Origin of the sequence: Nonomuraea sp. NPDC004580 (genome assembly GCF_040609855.1) — a bacterium.
Taxonomy (GTDB): domain Bacteria; phylum Actinomycetota; class Actinomycetes; order Streptosporangiales; family Streptosporangiaceae; genus Nonomuraea; species Nonomuraea salmonea.
The window spans coordinates 26,682-45,409 of record NZ_JBEXLH010000066.1; the positions used below are offsets into that span (position 1 = coordinate 26,682).

The following is an 18,728-nucleotide window of genomic DNA, read 5'->3' on the forward strand; positions in this document are numbered from 1 at the left end:
CCAGTGTTCATTTGTCTAACGAGACCGTCAATAGGTCATGAATACTTGTTTGACAATTTCACGACTTCAAAGAGGCCGATCTCCGGCAGCCGCACCCGGCCGCCGTCCACCTCCAGGGGGCGGTCCGCGCGCAGCGCGTGCGCCTCCCACTCGCCCGGCCAGGGCAGGTCGAGCCACGATTCCGCGATCGGCAGCGGGCGGCGGAAGCGCTGGTCGGCGTCGCCCGAGCGGTTCAGCAGATGGATCACCCGGAGGTTCCCGGCGCGGGCGGGCACGATCTCCGCTTGCTCGGGCAGCCCCGTCCCGACGGCGAGGCCGGCGGGCAGGCGGTCGGCGAACAGGTCGCGAAGGGCGCTCAGCCCGGCCTCCCGGTAACCGCGCCCGACCGTCCACGGCATCAGCACGCCCCTCCCCCGGCCGTAGGGGGCGCTCAGCCAGCCGGGATGGCCGGTCTCCAGATGACCGTGACACTTCTCCGGCGGGCCGTACCTGGCCCTGGAGAGCGCGGGCAGGCCCGTCTCCGCTCCCGGCGCGGGCTCGACCACGTGGAAGGCGCCGATCACCGGCACCATCCCGCGGTCACCGCGCAGGTGCAGCGAGCGGACGGACTCCTCCGTCGTGTACGCGGCCAGTCGGCGGGCGACGGGCAGGCAGGCGAGCCCGGCGTCGCTCGACCCGGTCGCCAGCACGGTGCCGCCCGCCTCGGCGTACGCGTCCAGCACGCCGGGACGGCTCAGCGCGCCGGTGTCGGGCAGCACGACCAGCTCGTACCTGGACAGGTCGCTCGCCGCCAGCTTCTCCTCGGGCAGCACGTCGAAGGGCACGTGCCGCTCCAGCAGCGCCAGGTAGAGCCCCTCGAACTCGGCCCGCTCCCCTTCGGGGCGGACCAGCAGCGTGCGCGCCTCGGAGACCAGGTCCCGGTAGACCTCGGCGCGGTCGCGGTGGAACCGGGTCAGCTCGCCGGCGATCTCCAGGCACTCGTACGGGCTGTCGTCCGGCGTCCCCATGATGTACGTGGACGGGATCGCCCCCCGCGAGATCGCCTGCAGCAGATACTGGGCGAAATGGTGAGGCTCCTCCCCCGCCATCCGGTACGGCATGTCCACGAACCCCACCGAGTTGACCAGCACCGGCACCTCGGGCCGATACGACTTGGCCGCGCTGACGTGCTCGCTGGTCCGGTGGTGCCAGAGGGGCCGGCCGACGGCGTTGTTCGCCTCGTGGAAGACGATGTCGGCGTGCTCGCCCAGGATGAGCGCCGCCTCGGGCCTGCGCCCGGCGATCTCGGCCCGGATCCTGGCGTGCAGGTCGTCCAGCGTCGCACGCGTGAACGCGCGCCACCGGGCGTCCGCCCGTTCCGGCAGCTCACCGTCGTAGCGGCGGGCGCAGGCCAGGCAGTGGCAGACACCCCAGTATCTGCGGCTGTAGTCCACTTCGTTGAACGACATCCAGTTGAGGAAGAAGCCGTCGATCTCGTAGCGGTCGAGCACCTCCCCGATCACCTCGAACAGCTTGACCTGGTAGTAGTCGCCGCTCGGGCACACGCTGGTGAGGCCGTTGTAGACCTGCCGCTCGCCGGCGGGCGAGACGAAGCACCACTCGGGATGCCGCTCGGCCCGCGGGTGGTCGATCTTGGAGAAGTCCATCCTGGCCAGCACGCGCACGCCCCTGCGCCGGGCCGCCGCCACCGCGTCGCCGATCAGGTCGCCGGACGGGCGCCCGGCCAGGTGCGGGTTGCGCGTCTGGAAGTCCAGGCCGGTCGGATAGTTCGACAGGATGCCGCCGACGCTGATCAGCCAGGCGTTCGCGCCGAACTCCTCCAGCCGGTCCAGCACCCGCTCGACGTCCAGCCCGGCGTCCACCTCGCGGAGGTTGGTCTGGAACATCCGGAACGGCTCGCGCCACCAGACCCGGCTCACCTCGGCTCCCAGGTCAGGTGCACGACCTCGATGAGCCCGGCACCGGTCAGCTCCACCTCGGCCCGGCCGTCGCGGACGGCGACGGGGACCTCGCTCCCGTCCACCAGCAGCCGGGCCGTGGCCCCCGCCGCGTCCGGCGGCAGCGCGACGGAGACCGTCTGCGGCGGCAGCGGGATGGTCTCCCTGATCGCGCCGCGCATCGCCATCGGGTTGGTCAGGTTGACCACGGTGACCGCGAGACTGTGCTCGTCGCGGCGCACGGCCAGGTCGACCAGCCCAGGCCCGCGTACGGTGGCCTCGGGCTCGCCGCCGAGCGCCCAGCGCACCGCGTTGGCGATCAGCCGGCCGTGATCGGCCTGGAGCGTCTCCCAGAAGATCGCCCCGAGGTCGAACGGGATGTAGACCACCCGGCCCGGCCCTTCCCTGGTGATCACGGCCGGGGCGTCGGGGTCCTTCCTGGCGTACAGCTCCTCCATCGGCAGATCGGGAAAGTCCGGCACGAACCGGAACGGCACCTGCGTGCCCGGCCTGGCCTCGACGCCGAGCAGCCGGGTGCCGCCGATGATCCGCCTGGCCGGGCCGAAGCCGCCGCTGACCGGGTGCTCGCCGGTCAGGGCGATGTAGTTGTTCTTGATCGGGCCTCTGAGCGGGCTGACCAGGTCCGCGCCGAAGACGTCGGCCAGGCCGAAGTTCGCCCGGGGCTCGCCGTGCTCGTCGTACAGGGAGGACTGGTGCGCGGCGACCAGGCCGCCGCCGGCGGCCACGTAGTCGCGGACGGCCGCGCACTGCTCGTCGCTGAGCTGCTCGGCGTTGGCCAGCACCAGCACCTTGTACGGCCGCAGCCGCTCGGCCGACAGCACCTGGTCGGCCAGCAGGTCGAACGGGATCCGCGCCTCGACCAGGGCCTGGTAGAAGCCGTCCTCGTCGGGGAAGGAGTGCGCCGCCCCGCTCCTGATCCGGCCCGCCCTGCTCGGGTCGACCAGCGCCACCTCGGCCGTGACCGGCATCGGCGCCAGCACCGGCTCCAGCTTCGCGTGCAGCCCGAACGCGTCCACCACGGCCGGCACCCAGCGCGGGTCGGAGACGGTGGCGTTGAACTTGGTGAACCAGGGGAACGCGCCTTGCGCGAACCCGTCCACGATCCACGTCCGGACCTCCTCCGGCGGGGCCACCGAGTCCTTCCACCGGTGCTGGTGGTACTCGGGCCCGACCGAGGTGATGAGCCCGACCGGCCGGTCGGGGAACAGGCCTCTGCTGCGCTTGGCCACCCGGCCGGCCGCCCACGGCGCCTCGATGCCCGAGCGTCCCTGCTTGTCCACCACGAACAGCGGGTAGACCCGCTTGACCAGCTCGGGCTCCAGGTCGCGGGCGGCGAAGGCGCCCAGGTTGGGGATGAAGCGGGCGTGCGGCCGCAGGTCCTTGACCGCCGCGTCCCAGATGGAGATCAGCTCGCTGAGCCGGCGCCGTCGCCAGGCCACGTACGCGGTCCAGGCCGGGTCGGTCGTGTCGTGCTCGCGCTTCGGCAGCTCGAACCCCGTGTCGTCGCGGAACGAGCGCCGCGCGGCCTCGCTGTAGGAGATGCCGTAGTAGCCCTCCCACCGGTTGGCGAAGATCGCGTCCACGTCGTACTCGCGCACGATCTCCCTGGCCACCTCGGTGACGAACTCGCGGTGGTAGCCGGTGAAGGCGCAGGTCAGCCAGATGCCGGGATGTGACCAGTGCTCGATCGGCGCCCCCTCCTGGTCGCACGCCAGCCACTCGGGATGGGCCGTGGCCGCGTCGGCGTGCACGGCGTGGGGGTCCACCCTGGCCATGACGTGCATGCCGAGCCCCCTGGCCGCCTCCACGAGCGCGCCGAACGGGTCGGTGTCGCCCATGAAGGTGCTGCGGTGGTGGTACGGGATGCGGGTCGGGTAGTAGGCGATGTAGCCGCCCGCGCTGACGCAGACCGCGTTCGACCTGCTGTCCCGCATGACCGAGGTCCAGAAGTCGACGTCGAGGTGCGCCGGGTCGTCCTCGGCCAGCGTCAGTTGCGTCCAGCGGGTCGCCGTCAGGGGCCAGTCGGGTGTTCGCATGCGGCAGCGCACCTCTCGTCAAGCTCACTTGTTAGACGCGGAATATTGTCATACAAGAATGCAAGACGTACAAGGGGGAAGGTGTGACGCGCGGGCGACATGTACCGATTCGACGGCTTCGAGCGCCTGCGCACCAGCAAAGGGAGCCAAGGGCGGCGGCCCTCACAAGCCGAGCGCCGCCGATGCCATCCCCGACGGCGCGCGAGGCCTCTGGGTCTGCACCGCTGGGGTCATAGAGCACGGCGCGGCTTCTCACCCGCAGCTCACGTCCGCCTTAGTAGCGAGCGCGTTCGCCCGGCCAATCCGGCAAGGCCATCTCACCCGACTCGCTTGGCTCAGTGATGGTGCCGCCGGCGGACGACCAGGTGTCGACGGAAGCCCGTCATCGCCGGCGAACTCGTTGACCTCGCTCAGTTCAGCCCGGAGGGCATGTGCCTGCTGTACGCAGAGCCCGACGACGATCCCGCCCACGTGCTCCGCCTCGATCAGCTGGTGATCGAGGCGGAGCACCGTGCCCGGCGTCTGCTGCCGGGGGGCGGGCCCGTCTCGGTGGGGCCGGGAGCGGGCCGGCGGGTGAGCAGGTCGGAGCCGCTTGACCACTTCCGCCGCGACCTCGTGCGCATCGACCGAACCGCTCCGCTGACCGGTCTCAGGATCGAACGTGGCCAGCGTGAAACTCTCCCGATGCACCACCCCGACCGCTTTCAGCGCACCCCGGACCATGCTCTCCGCAGACACGGACAGGGGCCTCATCACATCCGGCCCCAAGGCGCGTTTCCGAAGCGCGTCGCTACAACTCGCGCGGTGCCCGGCCGCGCCGTGGCCGCGGCTGGCTGGTGGGGTGTGCCGGCTGGGTGGCTGCCAGGCTGGTCAGGAGCTTGAACCGCTCTTCGGAGGTGCTGCCCGGCTCCGCGGTGTAGATGGTGAGGTCGTACACTGTCCGGCTGGAGATGGGCAGGTCAAGGGACTGGTAGGTCAGCTCCAGGTCGCCGACCTGCGGGTGCCACAGCCGCTTGCCGCCGGCGTGGCGGATGCGCACGTCGTGGGCGGCCCACTGGCCGCGAAACGCGGTGCTGAGCGTGGACAGCTCGCCGACGAGGTCGCGTAGCGCCCGGTCGTGGGGCTCGCGTCCGGCCTCGGCGCGCAGCAGCGCGGCGCTGACGGCGGTGGCCGCGTCCCAGTCGACGAAGAACCGCTGGGAGCCCGGGTCGAGGAAGATGTAGCGGGCGAGGTTGGCGCGGCCGTGACGTGTGGTGGCAGGGCTGTCGAAGACCGGCGCGAGCAGGGCCCGAGCCAGCGCATTATGGGCGACGATGTCCTGGCGGCCGTTGCGTACGAACGCCGCCGATATCGTCATGGAGTCCAGCAGCCACTGGACGCGCGGCGGGACCTGGACGTCCTTGCGGCGCGAAGGTGCGCGGCGGGCGGGCCGGGCGGCCTGGGCCAGGTCGAACAAGTAGGTGCGTTCGTCCTGGTCCAGGCGAAGGGCCTGGGCGACCGCGTCGAGTACCTCTTCCGATACGCCGTTGATGTGGCCCTTCTCCAGCCGGGTGTACCACTCGGTGCTCACACCGGCCAGCACCGCGACCTCCTCGCGGCGCAGCCCGGGGACCCGGCGCCGACCGCCGGTGGGCAGCCCGACCTGCTCCGGAGTGAGCTTCGCGCGCCGGATGGTGAGGAAATCCCGGATCTGGTCGCGGTTGTCGGACCGGTCGTCCATGCTCCCACGGTAACCGCAGGGTCCGCGCAGGCGCCGACGGTAAGGGGGTTGAGCTTATCCCCCTATAAATGCGCTCTGTCTCGCGCCCGGCCAGGCGGGTTCCCTGGGATCAGCGAATCGAACGCGACCTGCGACACGGAGATGGACCCTGTCCGGCCAGCTTTTGCAGTGGTGATCGGGCCGCCCATCACCGTCGACGCCCTGCTGTCACGCACCACCAGGACCTCCAGAACCCGGGAGTGACCATGACGGGCAAGACCGTACTGATCACCGGCGCGACCAGCGGCATCGGCGCCCACACCGCACGGCTGCTCCTCGACCGCGGCCACCGCGTGGCCGTCACCGGCCGCGACGAGACCAAACTCAAGTCCTTCCTCGACGAGACCGGCCACTCCGACCGCCTGCTCGGCATCATCGCCGACGCCGCCGACTGGCCGGCCACCCAGGCCGCCGTGACCCAGACCGTGGCACACTTCGGCGCCCTGCACGCCGCGGTGGCCAACGCCGGCTTCATCCCGGCCGACCACCCGCGCACCATCGCCGACGGCGACCCGGAACTGTGGGCGCCCATGGTCCTCACCAACGTCCTCGGCCCCGCCCTGCTGGCCAACGCCGCCCTGCCTCACCTCGAGACCACGGGCGGGCGGCTGGTGCTCATCGGCAGCGTCGCCGGCCTGAAGAACAGCCCCGCCAACCTCTACTCCGCCACCAAGTGGGCCGTCACCGGCATGGCCGAGAACCTGCGGATGTACGCCACCAGCCGCGGCGTCGGCGTCACGCTCGTCAACCCCGGCATGACCGACACCGCCTTCTGGCCGGCCGGCGTCCCACCCTTCGCCCTGTCCCCCGAGCCCGTCGCCAAGGCCATCTGCTTCGCCCTCGGCCAGCCGGCCGACGTCGACCTCAGCACCCTGACCATCCGGCCGGTCGGCCAGCCCGTCTGAGGCAGATCCGACACCCTGTGGCATCGCAGCCGGTCGTGAGCCGTGGTGTTCCTATCGGAAGCGAGACAGCCACCCCGGCAGGCGGCCAGAGATCTCCTGGTCGAGTCTGCGGATAGTCCGGCTCCATTTCCACCGCATGAATATCACCTGCAAAGGAGAAGTCCATGAAATGCATCACCAAACGCGCGGCCCTGGCCGCTCTGGCGTCCGTCGCGGTGACGGCCTCACTTGCCGTCGCCCTCCCGACGGCGGCGTACGCGATCAATGAGGTCCCGTGCGGCGACCGGACCGACCTCGTACGCGCCACAATCCACTCAAACATCAGCTCGTCAGTCGACTACTGTTACGCCAACGCCGGAGAGGACAGGTACGACCTGAACATCTGGTGGGTCACCCGGATCTCTACCGGTAACAACCGCGTCCAGTGGTACGGGGACGGAAGATGGCAGCCGGCTCAGCCGATCCCGAAGTGGACCGTGTTCACCTGGCCGAACCATCCCGGTGGGGTCCGCATCCAGGGGATCAGGATCCTCTGAACTGCCGGCGATATCGGGGCGGCGGTCCTGCCCGATCGCCGCTCCGGCCGGCAAGGCCCCGGGGCACAGCCCCGGGAAAGCCGGGCCCCCACATTGAGGTCGCGAGCTCGCGTCGCCGCCACTGACATTCTCGGAAGTCAGTCGGGGTGCGTCTGCCGACCCCTCAGAGGGCATCGTCGATGCGGGCAAGGAGCGCTTCGGCGGCGGCCCGCCAGACGTGGGAGGCCTGGAGGGGCGACGGCAAGACGGTGAGAGCAGGGCATCGCTCTCGGTGCGTCGGTGCTTAAGATCTCCAAGATTCAGACTCGGATCACTGAGCTGAGCGATAGGCGGTGACTTGATCTCAAGCTGACTTGAGGTTCTACCGTCGAAGCCATGAACGTACAGAAGATCACCACCGCTGACGGCTCCTGGACCGCCGTCGGCGACCACCGGATTTACGTCAACGACCTCATCGACGCGGCCTCCCGGCCCGACGCGAAAATGACCGTGGGGTTCGCCCGCCTCGACAAGGGAGAGTCGATGGACATCTCCTTCCCCTACGACGAGGTGCTCATTGTGACCAAGGGCTCCTACACCGTGCGCACCGCTGGCGGTGAGACCTTGACCGCCGGCCCCGGAGAGGCGATCTACCTCCCCGGCGGCACGTCGAACGCCTCGTGGGCCGAGGAGGACACCGAGATGGTGTATGTGGCCAGCCCGCCTGAGGTGTATGCCGAGCACGTGGCGGCGTCGGCAGGCGCCTGAGAGACATCCCAGGATCTCGGGAAGCTCGCAGCTTGACGCCTAAGCTCCTGGGATGTCTCAGTGGTGTCGCAGCACGCGCAGGCCGGCCTGGCCCAGCAGCGGTACTTCGCTCAGGTCGAGGACCACGTGGTTGCCCGGCCGGCGTTGCTCCCGGGGCGAGGCGCAACCTGGGCGGCAACGTCAGGCCGGGCGAACCCGGCCTCATCGGCGGCAGGCCCGTCCTCGGACGGGGGTGAGCAGGCCGGCGAGCCGGTAGGCGGCATGCCCGGCCAGCCGCGATCATAGCGCTGGGTGGTGACCGGGGAGGCGTGCCCGAGGAGTTCCTGAACGTCCTGGACCGGCACGCCGGCGGCCGAGCCCCTCGCTCCTGGCAGATCTCCAACACCGGCGTGGAAATGACTCAGAGGCTTCCTGGATCACCATCTTGAGCGACGGGAACAGATGTGCGCCTGCGCCGTGCCGATCGGGTCAGCTGTTCCGGCGGCGCCGGTAGTAGGCGTAGGTGACGGCGGCAAGCAGGGGTCCCCACAGCAGCAGCGGGAGGTAGCAAAGGTAGTAGATCGCCGCCTCCCAGCCGCCTGCTTGGGTGGGGAAGTTGGCGGGAGTCGGCTCGCCTCGCAGGTTCACCCCGAAGAGCTCGGTAACGACGGCGGCTGTCCACAAGATCGTCAAAACCATGGCGCCGAGACCGGCGGGGATGACGGCGACCGACGTCGGCACTCTGCGGCCACCCAGCCCAGGAACCCAGCGCGGGAAGCGCTCGCCCCAGGCGGCGACCAGTCCGACGGCCGCGAACGCCGCCAGCTCCGACACGACAGACAGCAGGACGATGTAGGCCCGCTCGCCGAGCGGCAGCCCATCGCCGAACGCGAACGGCAGCCGCCAGAGGCCGGACGGCAGCACGGTGAATGGGATGGCGTAGGCGGCGATCCGAGCCCATCGGGGCACCCCGGCCACCGGGGCATGGGCGGCCCTCCACGCGTTACGCACTCGTCCCGTGGCCACCGGCGCGTTCGTGGTCGATTCGGCTGTTGCGGCGTTCATCGCGGCCGGCAGCGGCGTGCCGAGGATCCGATCAGTTCTCGTCATGCCGAACACGCTAGGAATGATCGGACCCGGCCGCCTCCCCCTGGCGAGGGAGTGCGCCGGACGGGCCATCGGCTAACGTCGATCGTCGTGAAGCACCACATTGTTCGAGCCGTGCGGGCCGGAATCTACCAACTGCTGGGCGCCGCGCTGCTGACTCCGGTCGCCGTAGTGCTCGGCCTGCCCATCCTGACCGAGTGGACGCCGGAACGCGTGCTGGCATTATGGGCGGCCTGCCTGCCCGCCTCCGTGCTGCTCGCCCTGACGCCCCTGATGCGACGTCTGGAGGCGGCCGCGTTGTCGGAACTGCTCGATGTCGAGGTGCCCAAACAGGCCGACCGCCTCTACCTGGTGGTGCTGACCAGCCTGCACCTGTACGGGGGTGGGACGCTGAGCGCGGGCCTGTTGGCGTTGACCCCCGGCCTGGTGTCGCTGCCTGAACTGGCGCGGGCGGGGCTCGGCGAGCCTGCAGAAGTGCTCTTGATCGCCGCCATCGTACTGACCGCGATGGTCGCCGCGGGACTCGGTCAGCGCTGGGCGGCGCGCCGGCTGCTGCGTACCGAGCCATCACGTGTCATCGACGAACTCGGCCGCCGCCAGAGCCTCGCCCTTGAACTGCACGACTCCGTCGGCCACGCCCTCAGCGTCGTCCTTGTGCAGGCCATGGCCGCCCAGGCGGCGTTGCAGCGGACCAAGCCTGCCCTCGCCGTACAGTCGCTGGAGCACCTCACGGCTACCGCCCGCCACGCTCAGCAGGACCTGGACGTGCTGTTGAGCGTGCTCGACGACGACGTCACCGCCGAGACCCCCACCCTGGAGGCTCTCCACACCCTCACCCGCGGCCTCGACGTGCACATGAACATTGTCGAACACCTCGACAAGGTTCCGGCCGCAGCTTCACACACGGCCTTCGCCCTCGCGCGGGAGGCGCTCACCAACGCCCTGCGTCACGGGCGCGGCCCGGTCACGCTGAACGTCGCCGTCGGCGCCGACCTGGTGCTGACGGTGGACAACGCGGTCGCGGGCAGCCCCGGCGGACAGGGGCGCGGTTTGACCGGCATGCGCATGCGGGCCCGCCTGGCCGGCGGCACGTGTACCTGGGAGGAGGCGGGCGGGACGTGGCGCGTTCAGGCGAGGCTGCCGCTGTGATCCGGGTCGTTCTGGCTGACGACGAGAAGCTGATCCGTTCGGGCTGGACGACCATGCTGTCCCTGCACGACGACATCGCGGTGGTGGGCGAGGCGGGCGACGGCCGTGAAGCCGTCGACGCGGGCACTGGCGCGGACGTCGTGCTGATGGACATCCGCATGCCCCGCATGGACGGCCTGGCCGCGACCCAGGAGCTCGTCCGCCGCTCCCCGGCGACGCGCGTCATCGTGGTCACCACGTTCGAGAACGACCAGCTGGTCTGGGGCGCCCTGCGCGCCGGCGCCGCGGGCTACGTGCTCAAACGCGCGCCCGCCGACGAACTGGTGGAGGCCATTCGACTGGTGCACTCACGCGACGCGCTGCTCTTCCCCGACGCGCTGCGCCGCATCGCCTCCCCGCACGTCGGTACGGCCACGCCTCGCGTGCCGGTCGAGCTGACCCCTCGCGAACTGGACGTCCTGCGGCACATCGCGCTCGGGCAGAACAACGCGGAAATCGCGGCCGCCCTGCACGTCACCAGGGAGACGGTCAAAACGCACGTCGGCAATGTCCTGGGCAAGCTCGGCGCCCGCGACCGCACCCAGGCGGCCGTCCTGGCCTACGAACTCGGCCTGGTCTTCGCCGGTGCCCAAAGGGGGATCCCTGAGGCGGGCGGGTGGTCATAGCACGGCAGCCACGTCGTCGACCGGGTTGAGTGTTGCGGACGACTTCGTTGGGGGCCGCCGCCCCGAAGGTCACCGTCCTGTGCGGTGGAGACGTCACGCTCGCCGCGGCTGCCGACGCCTTCCTCGCCACCTCGCGCACCGCCAACCCCCCACACCCACCGCGCCTACGCCTCGGCCATCGACCGCACCATCGAGCGGCTGGGCCGCGACCGGCCGCTCGCCGACGTCACCGACGCCGAGATCGGCGCCGCGTTCACAGGCCGATGCGCGCCGGCCACCTGGAACCGCAACCGCGCCGCCGTCACCTCCTGGCTGTCCCGGTGCCAGACCAAGAAGCACTGGGCCGCCCCCCTCGGTTCCGGCCGATGCCGAACGCCGCAGGGAGAGCGTCGACGAGACCCGCGCGGTCGCCTGAGCCCTGCCGAGAAACTCGAGCAGAAACGCGACACCAAGACCGCAGCAGTCTTCCTGGCACCGTGGCTGGTCGGATTGCTCGCCATCACGATCGGTCCGGTGCTCGCCTCCCTTCATCTCGCATTCACCGACCACGACCTCTTGCAAGACCCGAACTTCACCGGCTTGGCGAACATCCGACGCATGCTCGGCGACGAACGCCTCGGCAAGGCACTGGCGGTGACATTCGTCTACGTGCTCGTCTCCGTCCCGCTCCAGCTCATCGTCGCGCTGGCCCTCGCGTTGCTGCTCGACCGCGGACTGCGCGGGCTGGCGTTCTACCGCTCGATCCTCTACCTGCCGTCGCTGCTCGGCGGAAGCGTGGCCATCGCGGTGCTGTGGCGGCTGGTGTTCGAACCGGACGGCCTGGTCAACGCCCTCCTAGCGCTGTTCGGTGTTGAAGGCGTGGGATGGGTCGCCGACCCCGACACCGTACTCGGCACGCTACGGCCCCGGCCGTGCCGTTGGCGCGTTCCTCCTTCACCCACAGGCGCAGCGTCTCGCGGTTGATGCCCAAGGCCCGGGCCACCGACGCGTACATCCGCGCCGGATCAGACAGGTACAACGCGACGGCGTCCGCCTTGAACTCCGGCGGATACGACTTCATCGCCACGTGGAACTCCTTGTCTCCCGATCTCCATCATCCGGTACTCAAGGTGTCCACCCTTCAGGGTGAAGGCTCCTGCGCGAGAGTTGCAGGCCGCGTCGGCGGAAACGGCCAGGAAACTTCGCCAGGACTAGACACGGAAGCAACCACGCGCCGAGACCGATATGACCACTCCACACCGGCGCGTCTCAACAGAAGGGAACGCTAATCGTGAAGCGTGCGAAAGCGGCCGGCCTGGCCGGTGTGGCATGCGCGATGCTGACGCTCGGCACCACAGCACCCGCCACCGCCACCGCCGCCACCGGCACCGGCACCGGCACGGATCGTCCCAAGTTCGGTGAGGTACAGAAAGCGCTCACCGAGCTGGCCGCCAGCTCCAAGATCGTGGGCGCGATCGGCGCCGTCTACGTCGACGGCAAGCGGGTCGCCCATGGTACGGGCGGCACCCGCCTGCTGGACGACAAGGGCGGCAAGATCCCGCCCAGCGCCCGCTACCGGATCGGCTCCCAGACCAAGCTCATGACCGGTACGGTGATCCTCCAGCTGGTCAAGGAGAAGAAGCTCGCCCTGGACGACAAGCTGAGCGACCTGCTGCCCATCGTCGTCGAACAGGACCTGGTGAAGCTGGCCGACCAGATCACCCTCCAGCAGCTGCTGCAGCACACCTCCGGCATCCCCAACCTGCCGGCCGCGGACGTCTTCGACATGACCTACCACACGCCGCTGGAGATGGTGAAACGGACCAGCGACCTGAAGCGTACGGGAGAGCCCGGCGCCCAGTTCAACTACTCCAACACCAACTATTTCCTTCTCGGTCTGATCATCGAGAGGTACACCAAGCACACCGTGTCGGCGGAGTTCGAACGGCGCCTGTTCGACAAGCTCGACATGGACAGGACCTACCTGCCCACCCAACCGCCCGGCGGTATCAAGGGCCCGCACGGCCACGGCTACTACCCTGACAAGGACGGCAGGCTACGCGACGTCGACCGCCAGAGCATGAGCCACGGCTACGCCGCCGCAGGCGTCATCTCCACCACCGAGGACCTCAGCGCCTTCCACCGCGCCCTGGTCAAGAACGAGTTGCTGCCCAAGGAGCTGACCGAGGTGCTGCTGGGCCGCCTGCTTCCCAAGGAGCAATCGGCCAGGAGCACAGCGAGGCCGGCGGCCAAGGGCCCGATCTGCGACGGCCAGGGCGGCTACTTCAGCGTCACGGGCGGTGGACCCGGGGGCAAGTCCATCACCTACAACACCGCGGACGGACGCGTGCAGTTCGCCCTCTCCACCACTCTGGGCGCTTCCAACCTCGATCCCGATCTGGACCCCCTCATGGAGAAGGCCGCCGAAGCCGTCCTCTGCCCCTCGAAGTAGCGCTCTCCTGCGGCAGGCAGCTCGCCTGCCGCGCGGAGGGACGCTCCGCCCACGCCTCGTCCCGCTCGTCGGCACTCGGACCGCGGGCTGGGTGGCCGGCGACGGGATCACGTATCCACTGCACGACGGCAGCGTGCCGCAACTGCCGTCCCTCCACCACTTCGGCCCTCATCGGGAACTGATCGACACCATCGGCGTCCCCACCGGCTACCAGGCCCCGACGACCCCGGCCGATCCGGCCGCAGGCCGCGATCCGGCCCTGGCCGAAGCGCTCATTCTGCTGCACAAGGTCGCCCCGAATGAGAGGGCGAAAGCCTCCCCGGAAACGGCCACGAAACAACCTCTGGTGGATAAAGGAAGCGAATCGCCGGCGACCGGCACCGTGGTGGGAGGCCCTCTTGTCCGGCCAGGTCGTTCTCTTCGAGGAAAGGCTCGATCAGTGAATGGTGCGACAGCGGTCCGCGCGAGTGGTTGCTTGATCTCAGGAGCTTTGCTGATGAGTTCCCTGACGGTCGGCACCCCCGCCGCCGCAGCCGACTCCCGGGTCAGAATTCCCGCCATCGTGTGGGGGAAATGCCCGGAATCCTCCGACGAGGATCTGCGCAAGATGGGTTACAAGGAGGATCAGTTCGCCACGGTCAGGAAAGTGCTCGGCCGTATGGACTGCGGGACGATCAGCGTGCCCCAGGACTATGAAGACCCGGGCGGAAAGCAGATCATCGTAGCCCTGACAAGGTTGAAGGCCGCCGACCAGAAGAACCGCCTGGGCAGCTTGGCGCTCAACCCGGGCGGGCCTGGCGGCTCCGGCTACCTGATGCCTGTCAGCCTCGTCATGAGGGGCGCGGCGGGGCTCGACGATCGTTACGACCTGATCGGGATCGACCCGCGCGGCGTCGGCCGCAGCACCAAGGTCACCTGCCCCGATGCCCCGCGGGGCAAGCCCTCTCCAGGGCCGATCACCGAGGAACAGGCCAGGAAAACCTACGCCGACATGGTCGCGTGGAGCAAGCAGTGCACTCAGCAGGACCTCGCATTCATCGGGCAGCTCACCACCCCGAACGTGGCCCGTGACATCGACCGGATCCGCGCCGCGCTGGGCGATCGGAAAATCAGCTTCTTCGGCGTCTCCTGGGGCACGTGGCTCGGCGCGGTCATGCGCACCATGTTCCCCGGCAATGTCGACCGGATGTGGCTGGACAGCTCCACCCCGCCCGATATCTGGAAGGGTTTCTGGACGACAACCCACACAGACGCCATCGACCGCAACTTCCAGCGGATGGCCGCATGGATGGCCGAGCGCGACGACACCTACGGGCTGGGCACATCGAAGCGGCAGGTGGTCTCGGCGGTGGAGGACATGGTCGCCTCGTACGACGCCGCACCGCTGACCTTCACGGACGTCGACCTCACCGTGGACGGGGCGCTCATCGCCCAGGCCGCAGGTCGTCCCAGCACCCGATGGCCCATGATGGCCCAAGTACTCAAAGAACTCACCGACGCCAAGGGCCCGGCCGCGCCACCGACGGTCAAGAAGGCGTTCGGTGAGCCGCCCGCCGGGGACGAAACGCAGACCGACAAGACAGCGGGCCGCGCGTTCCACTGCAACGAGGATTCCAGCCCGACCACGTTCGCGTCGAACTGGAAGGACTACCAGCAGCGTCTCAAGAACTATCCGGTGACCGGCCGGACGAGCCCCTTCGTGCACATGTGCGCAGGATGGCCGCTGCCGGCGAAGCCGCCGACGGTGCGGCCCGTCAGCGGCTCGCTGGTGTTGTCCGGCCATCGCTACGAGACCCAGACACCGTACGAATGGACGCCTGCCATGCGCGCGGTCATCGGTGGAACCCTGGTGACCGTCAACGACGACGTCCACGGCTCCGCGGCCCAGGTGCCCGGTTGCGCCGCGAAGATCATCGACTACTTCGAGACCGGCAAGCGCACCACCACCTGCCCAGGTAAACCGGTGCCGGCCCGGTCCGGACAAAGCTGAAGCCGGCCGGCACAGCGTCCTCCCTGTCAGTGAACGACTCACCGGCTCCCTTTGTGCACATTCGGCACGTTCTCCCTGGGCATCGACAGCGATCTCCGGCGGCACCGGCGAGCTGCGCCGGCGCTGACACTCCCGGCATCCCGAGACGGCGATGCCGCTCTTCGAAATGAATGGAAAGGTGGATTCGACAGCATGTTGAGAGGTTCACTCGCGACCATCGTCGTAACGGTGGTCACCGTCACAGGTGTGGGGACGGCGGCCCCGACGTCCGCTGCCGCATCACAGGCGCCGGACCAGCAGTCGAGCGCGTCACTCAAACTGACGGCGAAGCAGAAGCGGAAGTTCACCGACATGTGGCTCTACGAGATCTCGATGTCGGCATTCCAGAAGCTCCGCGTTGAGCGGCCGTACGCCGGCCAGGGCATCGACTGGAGCAGTGACGCCTGCTCCAAGTCGCCCGACAGACCCAGCGGGTTCAACTTCAAGCCTTCGTGCCAGCGGCACGACTTCGGCTACCGCAACTACAAGAAGCAGAACCGCTTCACCGAAGACAACCGCCACAGGATCGACAAGAAGTTCAGGCGCGATATGTACGACGTCTGCGACAAGTTCGACGGATGGCAGTCCGCAGCCGGCGTTTTATGCCGGCGTGAAGCAGACGCTTACTACAACATCGTCCGAGCCACCGGGAATCTGTGACGAGCAGAGTGCGGTGATCTGAGAGGAATGATTCGGATGAATGGGGATCTTTGTGACGTCCGCAGTCACGTACCGGGAATTCGGGAGTAGTCGCCGAAGGCCGGAGACAAGCGTGGAGCCTCCGCAGGCCAGGCTGGGGCTGGCGGAGCTGTTCGGCTCCGACTCCGAGAGGGTGGGGGCGGTGGTCCAGACGCTGGTGGCCGGCCTGGCGTCACAGTGGCTGGTGGACCCGGACGCTACGCCGTCTTCGCAGGACCTGCTGGAGGGCCTGCGCTTCCTGACGCGGCCCGCACCCGAGCCGCCCGAGGCGTAGCCCACGATCTCCGGAGCATGGCGGAGCCCGCCGGCATCGCGGCGGGCTCCGGGGTGAATCTGTAGGCGGGCGTCGAGCCCAGAGGAGGATCTCATGCAGGGGAAACAGCCGTGCCTTTGGAGTGCCGCTCATCCCGCGAAGAGATCGAGAAATAAGTGGCTTTCAGCGAGCAGAAAGGTGCTTTCTGGCGTGTTCAGCGCTTTCAGGTTCGTCAGCCGAATCACTCAGCCTGAAGATCGAGCCCAGGATCGGCGCTCCGTGTCGCGTTGGCGCAGAGGGGATCGGTGGACCGCAAGGCCCTCACGTCGTAACTACCCGATCCGAACCAGACGTGCCTGTTCCCTGTGAGGACAACGGGATCCGTCAGGCCTTCCGAAGGCGGGGGGTTCTGCTCAGTCCCCCAGCGCCAGCCGCGGATTCTTACGCAGTACCCCGGCCCCACCCAGATGCCCGCAGTGCTTGGGTAGCCCGAAAAGCGCCCTCCTGGAATCAGGGCATCGTATCTATCGTCAACTGCGTAATCACCGTCCCTGTACCGGACGGCGCCGATGTCGACCGTGCCGGTATTGCGAATCTCTGTTGCATCGGCGTGCGCCGCGTACGGGGCCAGGGTCAGGAGCCCGGTGGTCAGGGCGATCGCGGATGTCCAGGTCGTTTTCTTCATTGTCCCTCTCTCGCGCCTGTGATTTTCTGCCGGTCTACGACTTTTCTTCTGTCGATGAGCGGCTGTTGCGAGAAAGGTAACTTCGTCGCTCTTGCGGCAGCCAGGGCAGTAACCGGACTTTTTGGGGACCTGCACGCCGACCCAGGCCTGCACCTCACCGTCTGCACCGCCGCCCCGACACCCCTTCCTCAGGTGCCCTGCGCCTGCTCGCCAGCTGGGCCGCCACCACTCCCGACCGGCCCCAGCCGCAGGACACCGACGCGAACCATCCGTACGGCTGACATGACGATGGCATCGCTGACCTCCACGGCTGCTAGATCCCTTACTCAACCAGCTCGTATATCAGCGATGTCTTCTCGTGTCCGCGCTGGTTGCCGACGAGATCGTGGCGCTCGATGTGGACCCAAAGCCGAGCCGTGCCCGGCGCCGGAGCGATGCCGATGATGCGGTCGGCCTGACTGCCCCCGGGCAGGGTTGATCTGATCCATCTGCCGTCGCGAAGGTTGAGCACATAGGGGGCGCCCGAGGCAGGGTTGGCGGCGATCCACAGACCACTCGCCGGGTCGGTGCGCACCGCGGTCAAAGCTGTCTGCACCACGTTCAGACTCACCTGCTTCCATTGGGTGCGGTCCCAGCGCAGCACGACCGGGCTGCCACCGTCCGCCCAGGCGGGGCCGACCGCCCACGCACGGCCATCTGGCTGTGCGGCCAGGCTCATCTGCCCGAGGTAACGCCGCCCACGACACAGCGACCGAGCCGACCCCACTTCGCACGGGTGATCGACCTTCTTCCAATCTGTGCCGTTCCAGTGCAGCGTGATAGCCACCTCGTTGCTCATCTGCTGGTCGGTCACCACCCAGACATCGTCAGGGCGAGCCGCGGCGACCCCGGCCAGGGAACGCGCCGGGGGCGTGTCGTCCCGCCATGTCTTCCCCCTGCGATGCAGAACCTTCGAGGAGCCGCCGTCGGGATCCATGCCGGTGACGAGCCACGCGTTGTCTTGGGAGTCCACGGCCATGCCGACGACCTGATTCCACTCCGCGCTTCGGGAAAGGTGTCGCGTCCAGCGCCCCTCGGACCATCGCCAAAGATGCTCTGTCACGCTGTCGTACGCGCCGTAGACAGCCGCAACCGCCCAGATCGTCTTCCCAGATGCGGAACTGGCCACATCAAGGCGCCCGACCTTGCCGAACTGTTCGGGCAGCCCGGCACGCTTCCAGGAGCCCCCGTCCCAGCGCAGCATCGACCAGCCACCCCGTCGACCCTCCGCGGCGAACAGCAATGCCCCGCCGTCCGCCGTCGCCACCATCTGCACCCCGCCTCGGGCGGTATATCTCACCGCCCAGCGCGACGCCGACTCGACGGCGTCGTCAGCCGTCCGCCCAGAACCGCTCAGGGCCGTGTCAGCGGCCAGCACACACATACCGGCAAGGACCAGGACGGCGAGCACGCTCGGAGCCTTTCGCATCCGGCTAAGAATCACACAACGTGCGCAGCACGGCGAGCAGACATGACGCCGGCAGCGGGACGAGCCCTAGCGGCGTCCCCGGCGGCGCCCTCAACTGCCCCGAGCCCGTGCGTGTCCCGTCAGACGAGAACGCCTGGCCCTCCTACTGAGATGCTGGGCAGGCCGGTATGACTCGCCAGGAACGTATCGCCGCCATTCCTGTGGGGTGAACCCGCGGCCTGCGATAGCACCGTGGCCTACCGGGGGATGGCCTGGTCGGAGGGCCGCCACTCGGTGTGGGACGCGCTGCGCCCCGGCGACATGATCGAGATGCGGCACCGCC

General features: G+C 68.9%; 14 protein-coding genes and 2 pseudogenes. 10 read left to right on the plus strand and 6 right to left on the minus strand.

Features of this window, described 5'->3' with window-relative positions; translation table 11 throughout:
- Positions 1–35: 35 nt before the first annotated feature.
- The 3 genes from ABZW11_RS39220 to ABZW11_RS39230 all read right to left on the minus strand — a co-directional run bounded on the left by ABZW11_RS39220 (position 36) and on the right by ABZW11_RS39230 (position 5,714).
- The gene (locus tag ABZW11_RS39220) at positions 36–1,919 is read right to left on the minus strand and encodes an alpha-amylase family protein (RefSeq protein WP_355429139.1); all 1,884 of its coding nucleotides are present in this window, start codon (positions 1,917–1,919) and stop codon (positions 36–38) included.
- Positions 1,916–3,994: an alpha-amylase family protein gene (locus ABZW11_RS39225; protein WP_355429142.1), complete on the minus strand. Its 2,079-nt coding sequence runs from the start codon at positions 3,992–3,994 to the stop codon at positions 1,916–1,918. The genes ABZW11_RS39220 and ABZW11_RS39225 overlap by 4 nt, the downstream gene beginning before the upstream one ends.
- A gap of 790 nt (positions 3,995–4,784) precedes the next feature.
- Positions 4,785–5,714, minus strand: coding sequence for a helix-turn-helix transcriptional regulator (locus ABZW11_RS39230; RefSeq protein ID WP_355429145.1), 930 nt, complete (start codon positions 5,712–5,714; stop codon positions 4,785–4,787).
- 245 nt (positions 5,715–5,959) lie between these two features.
- On the opposite strand from ABZW11_RS39230, the gene ABZW11_RS39235 reads away from it, so the two are divergent.
- From ABZW11_RS39235 to ABZW11_RS39245, 3 genes are all read left to right on the plus strand, one after another.
- On the plus strand, positions 5,960–6,658 hold the full coding sequence (locus tag ABZW11_RS39235) for an SDR family NAD(P)-dependent oxidoreductase (RefSeq protein WP_355429148.1): 699 nt from the start codon (positions 5,960–5,962) through the stop codon (positions 6,656–6,658).
- 164 nt (positions 6,659–6,822) lie between these two features.
- On the plus strand, positions 6,823–7,194 hold the full coding sequence (locus tag ABZW11_RS39240; protein WP_355429151.1) for a beta/gamma crystallin domain-containing protein: 372 nt from the start codon (positions 6,823–6,825) through the stop codon (positions 7,192–7,194).
- A gap of 375 nt (positions 7,195–7,569) precedes the next feature.
- Complete coding sequence (locus tag ABZW11_RS39245) at positions 7,570–7,941, plus strand: hypothetical protein (protein ID WP_355429154.1); 372 nt, start codon at positions 7,570–7,572, stop codon at positions 7,939–7,941.
- Positions 7,942–8,409: 468 nt separating this feature from the next.
- On the opposite strand, the gene ABZW11_RS39250 is transcribed toward ABZW11_RS39245, so the two are convergent.
- Entirely contained in the window at positions 8,410–9,030 is a 621-nt protein-coding gene (locus tag ABZW11_RS39250) for a hypothetical protein (protein WP_355429157.1), read from the minus strand.
- Positions 9,031–9,141: 111 nt separating this feature from the next.
- On the opposite strand from ABZW11_RS39250, the gene ABZW11_RS39255 reads away from it, so the two are divergent.
- The 3 genes and pseudogenes from ABZW11_RS39255 to ABZW11_RS39265 form a co-directional block, all read left to right on the plus strand.
- Complete coding sequence (locus tag ABZW11_RS39255) at positions 9,142–10,176, plus strand: histidine kinase (protein WP_355429159.1); 1,035 nt, start codon at positions 9,142–9,144, stop codon at positions 10,174–10,176.
- Positions 10,173–10,841 (plus strand): response regulator transcription factor, encoded by a 669-nt coding sequence (locus tag ABZW11_RS39260; protein ID WP_355429162.1) that lies wholly within the window; start codon positions 10,173–10,175, stop codon positions 10,839–10,841. Before ABZW11_RS39255 ends, ABZW11_RS39260 begins: the two co-directional genes overlap by 4 nt.
- A gap of 411 nt (positions 10,842–11,252) precedes the next feature.
- Positions 11,253–11,741 (plus strand): annotated as a pseudogene (locus ABZW11_RS39265) (sugar ABC transporter permease); the annotation flags it as partial.
- A 22-nt stretch (positions 11,742–11,763) separates the two neighbouring features.
- Here the strand turns inward: ABZW11_RS39265 and ABZW11_RS39270 are convergent.
- Positions 11,764–11,907 (minus strand): annotated as a pseudogene (locus ABZW11_RS39270) (transposase); the annotation flags it as partial.
- 204 nt (positions 11,908–12,111) lie between these two features.
- Here ABZW11_RS39270 and ABZW11_RS39275 point away from each other — a divergent pair.
- The 4 genes from ABZW11_RS39275 to ABZW11_RS39290 all read left to right on the plus strand — a co-directional run bounded on the left by ABZW11_RS39275 (position 12,112) and on the right by ABZW11_RS39290 (position 16,274).
- Positions 12,112–13,272: a serine hydrolase domain-containing protein gene (locus tag ABZW11_RS39275; RefSeq protein ID WP_355429165.1), complete on the plus strand. Its 1,161-nt coding sequence runs from the start codon at positions 12,112–12,114 to the stop codon at positions 13,270–13,272.
- Between the two features lie 91 nt (positions 13,273–13,363).
- Complete coding sequence (locus tag ABZW11_RS39280; RefSeq protein ID WP_355429168.1) at positions 13,364–15,262, plus strand: alpha/beta fold hydrolase; 1,899 nt, start codon at positions 13,364–13,366, stop codon at positions 15,260–15,262.
- Positions 15,263–15,490: 228 nt separating this feature from the next.
- The gene (locus ABZW11_RS39285; protein ID WP_355429171.1) at positions 15,491–15,961 is read left to right on the plus strand and encodes a phospholipase; all 471 of its coding nucleotides are present in this window, start codon (positions 15,491–15,493) and stop codon (positions 15,959–15,961) included.
- Positions 15,962–16,073: 112 nt separating this feature from the next.
- Positions 16,074–16,274, plus strand: coding sequence for a hypothetical protein (locus ABZW11_RS39290; RefSeq protein WP_355429174.1), 201 nt, complete (start codon positions 16,074–16,076; stop codon positions 16,272–16,274).
- A gap of 986 nt (positions 16,275–17,260) precedes the next feature.
- Here the strand turns inward: ABZW11_RS39290 and ABZW11_RS39295 are convergent.
- Complete coding sequence (locus ABZW11_RS39295) at positions 17,261–18,388, minus strand: hypothetical protein (RefSeq protein WP_355429177.1); 1,128 nt, start codon at positions 18,386–18,388, stop codon at positions 17,261–17,263.
- Positions 18,389–18,728: the final 340 nt, after the last annotated feature.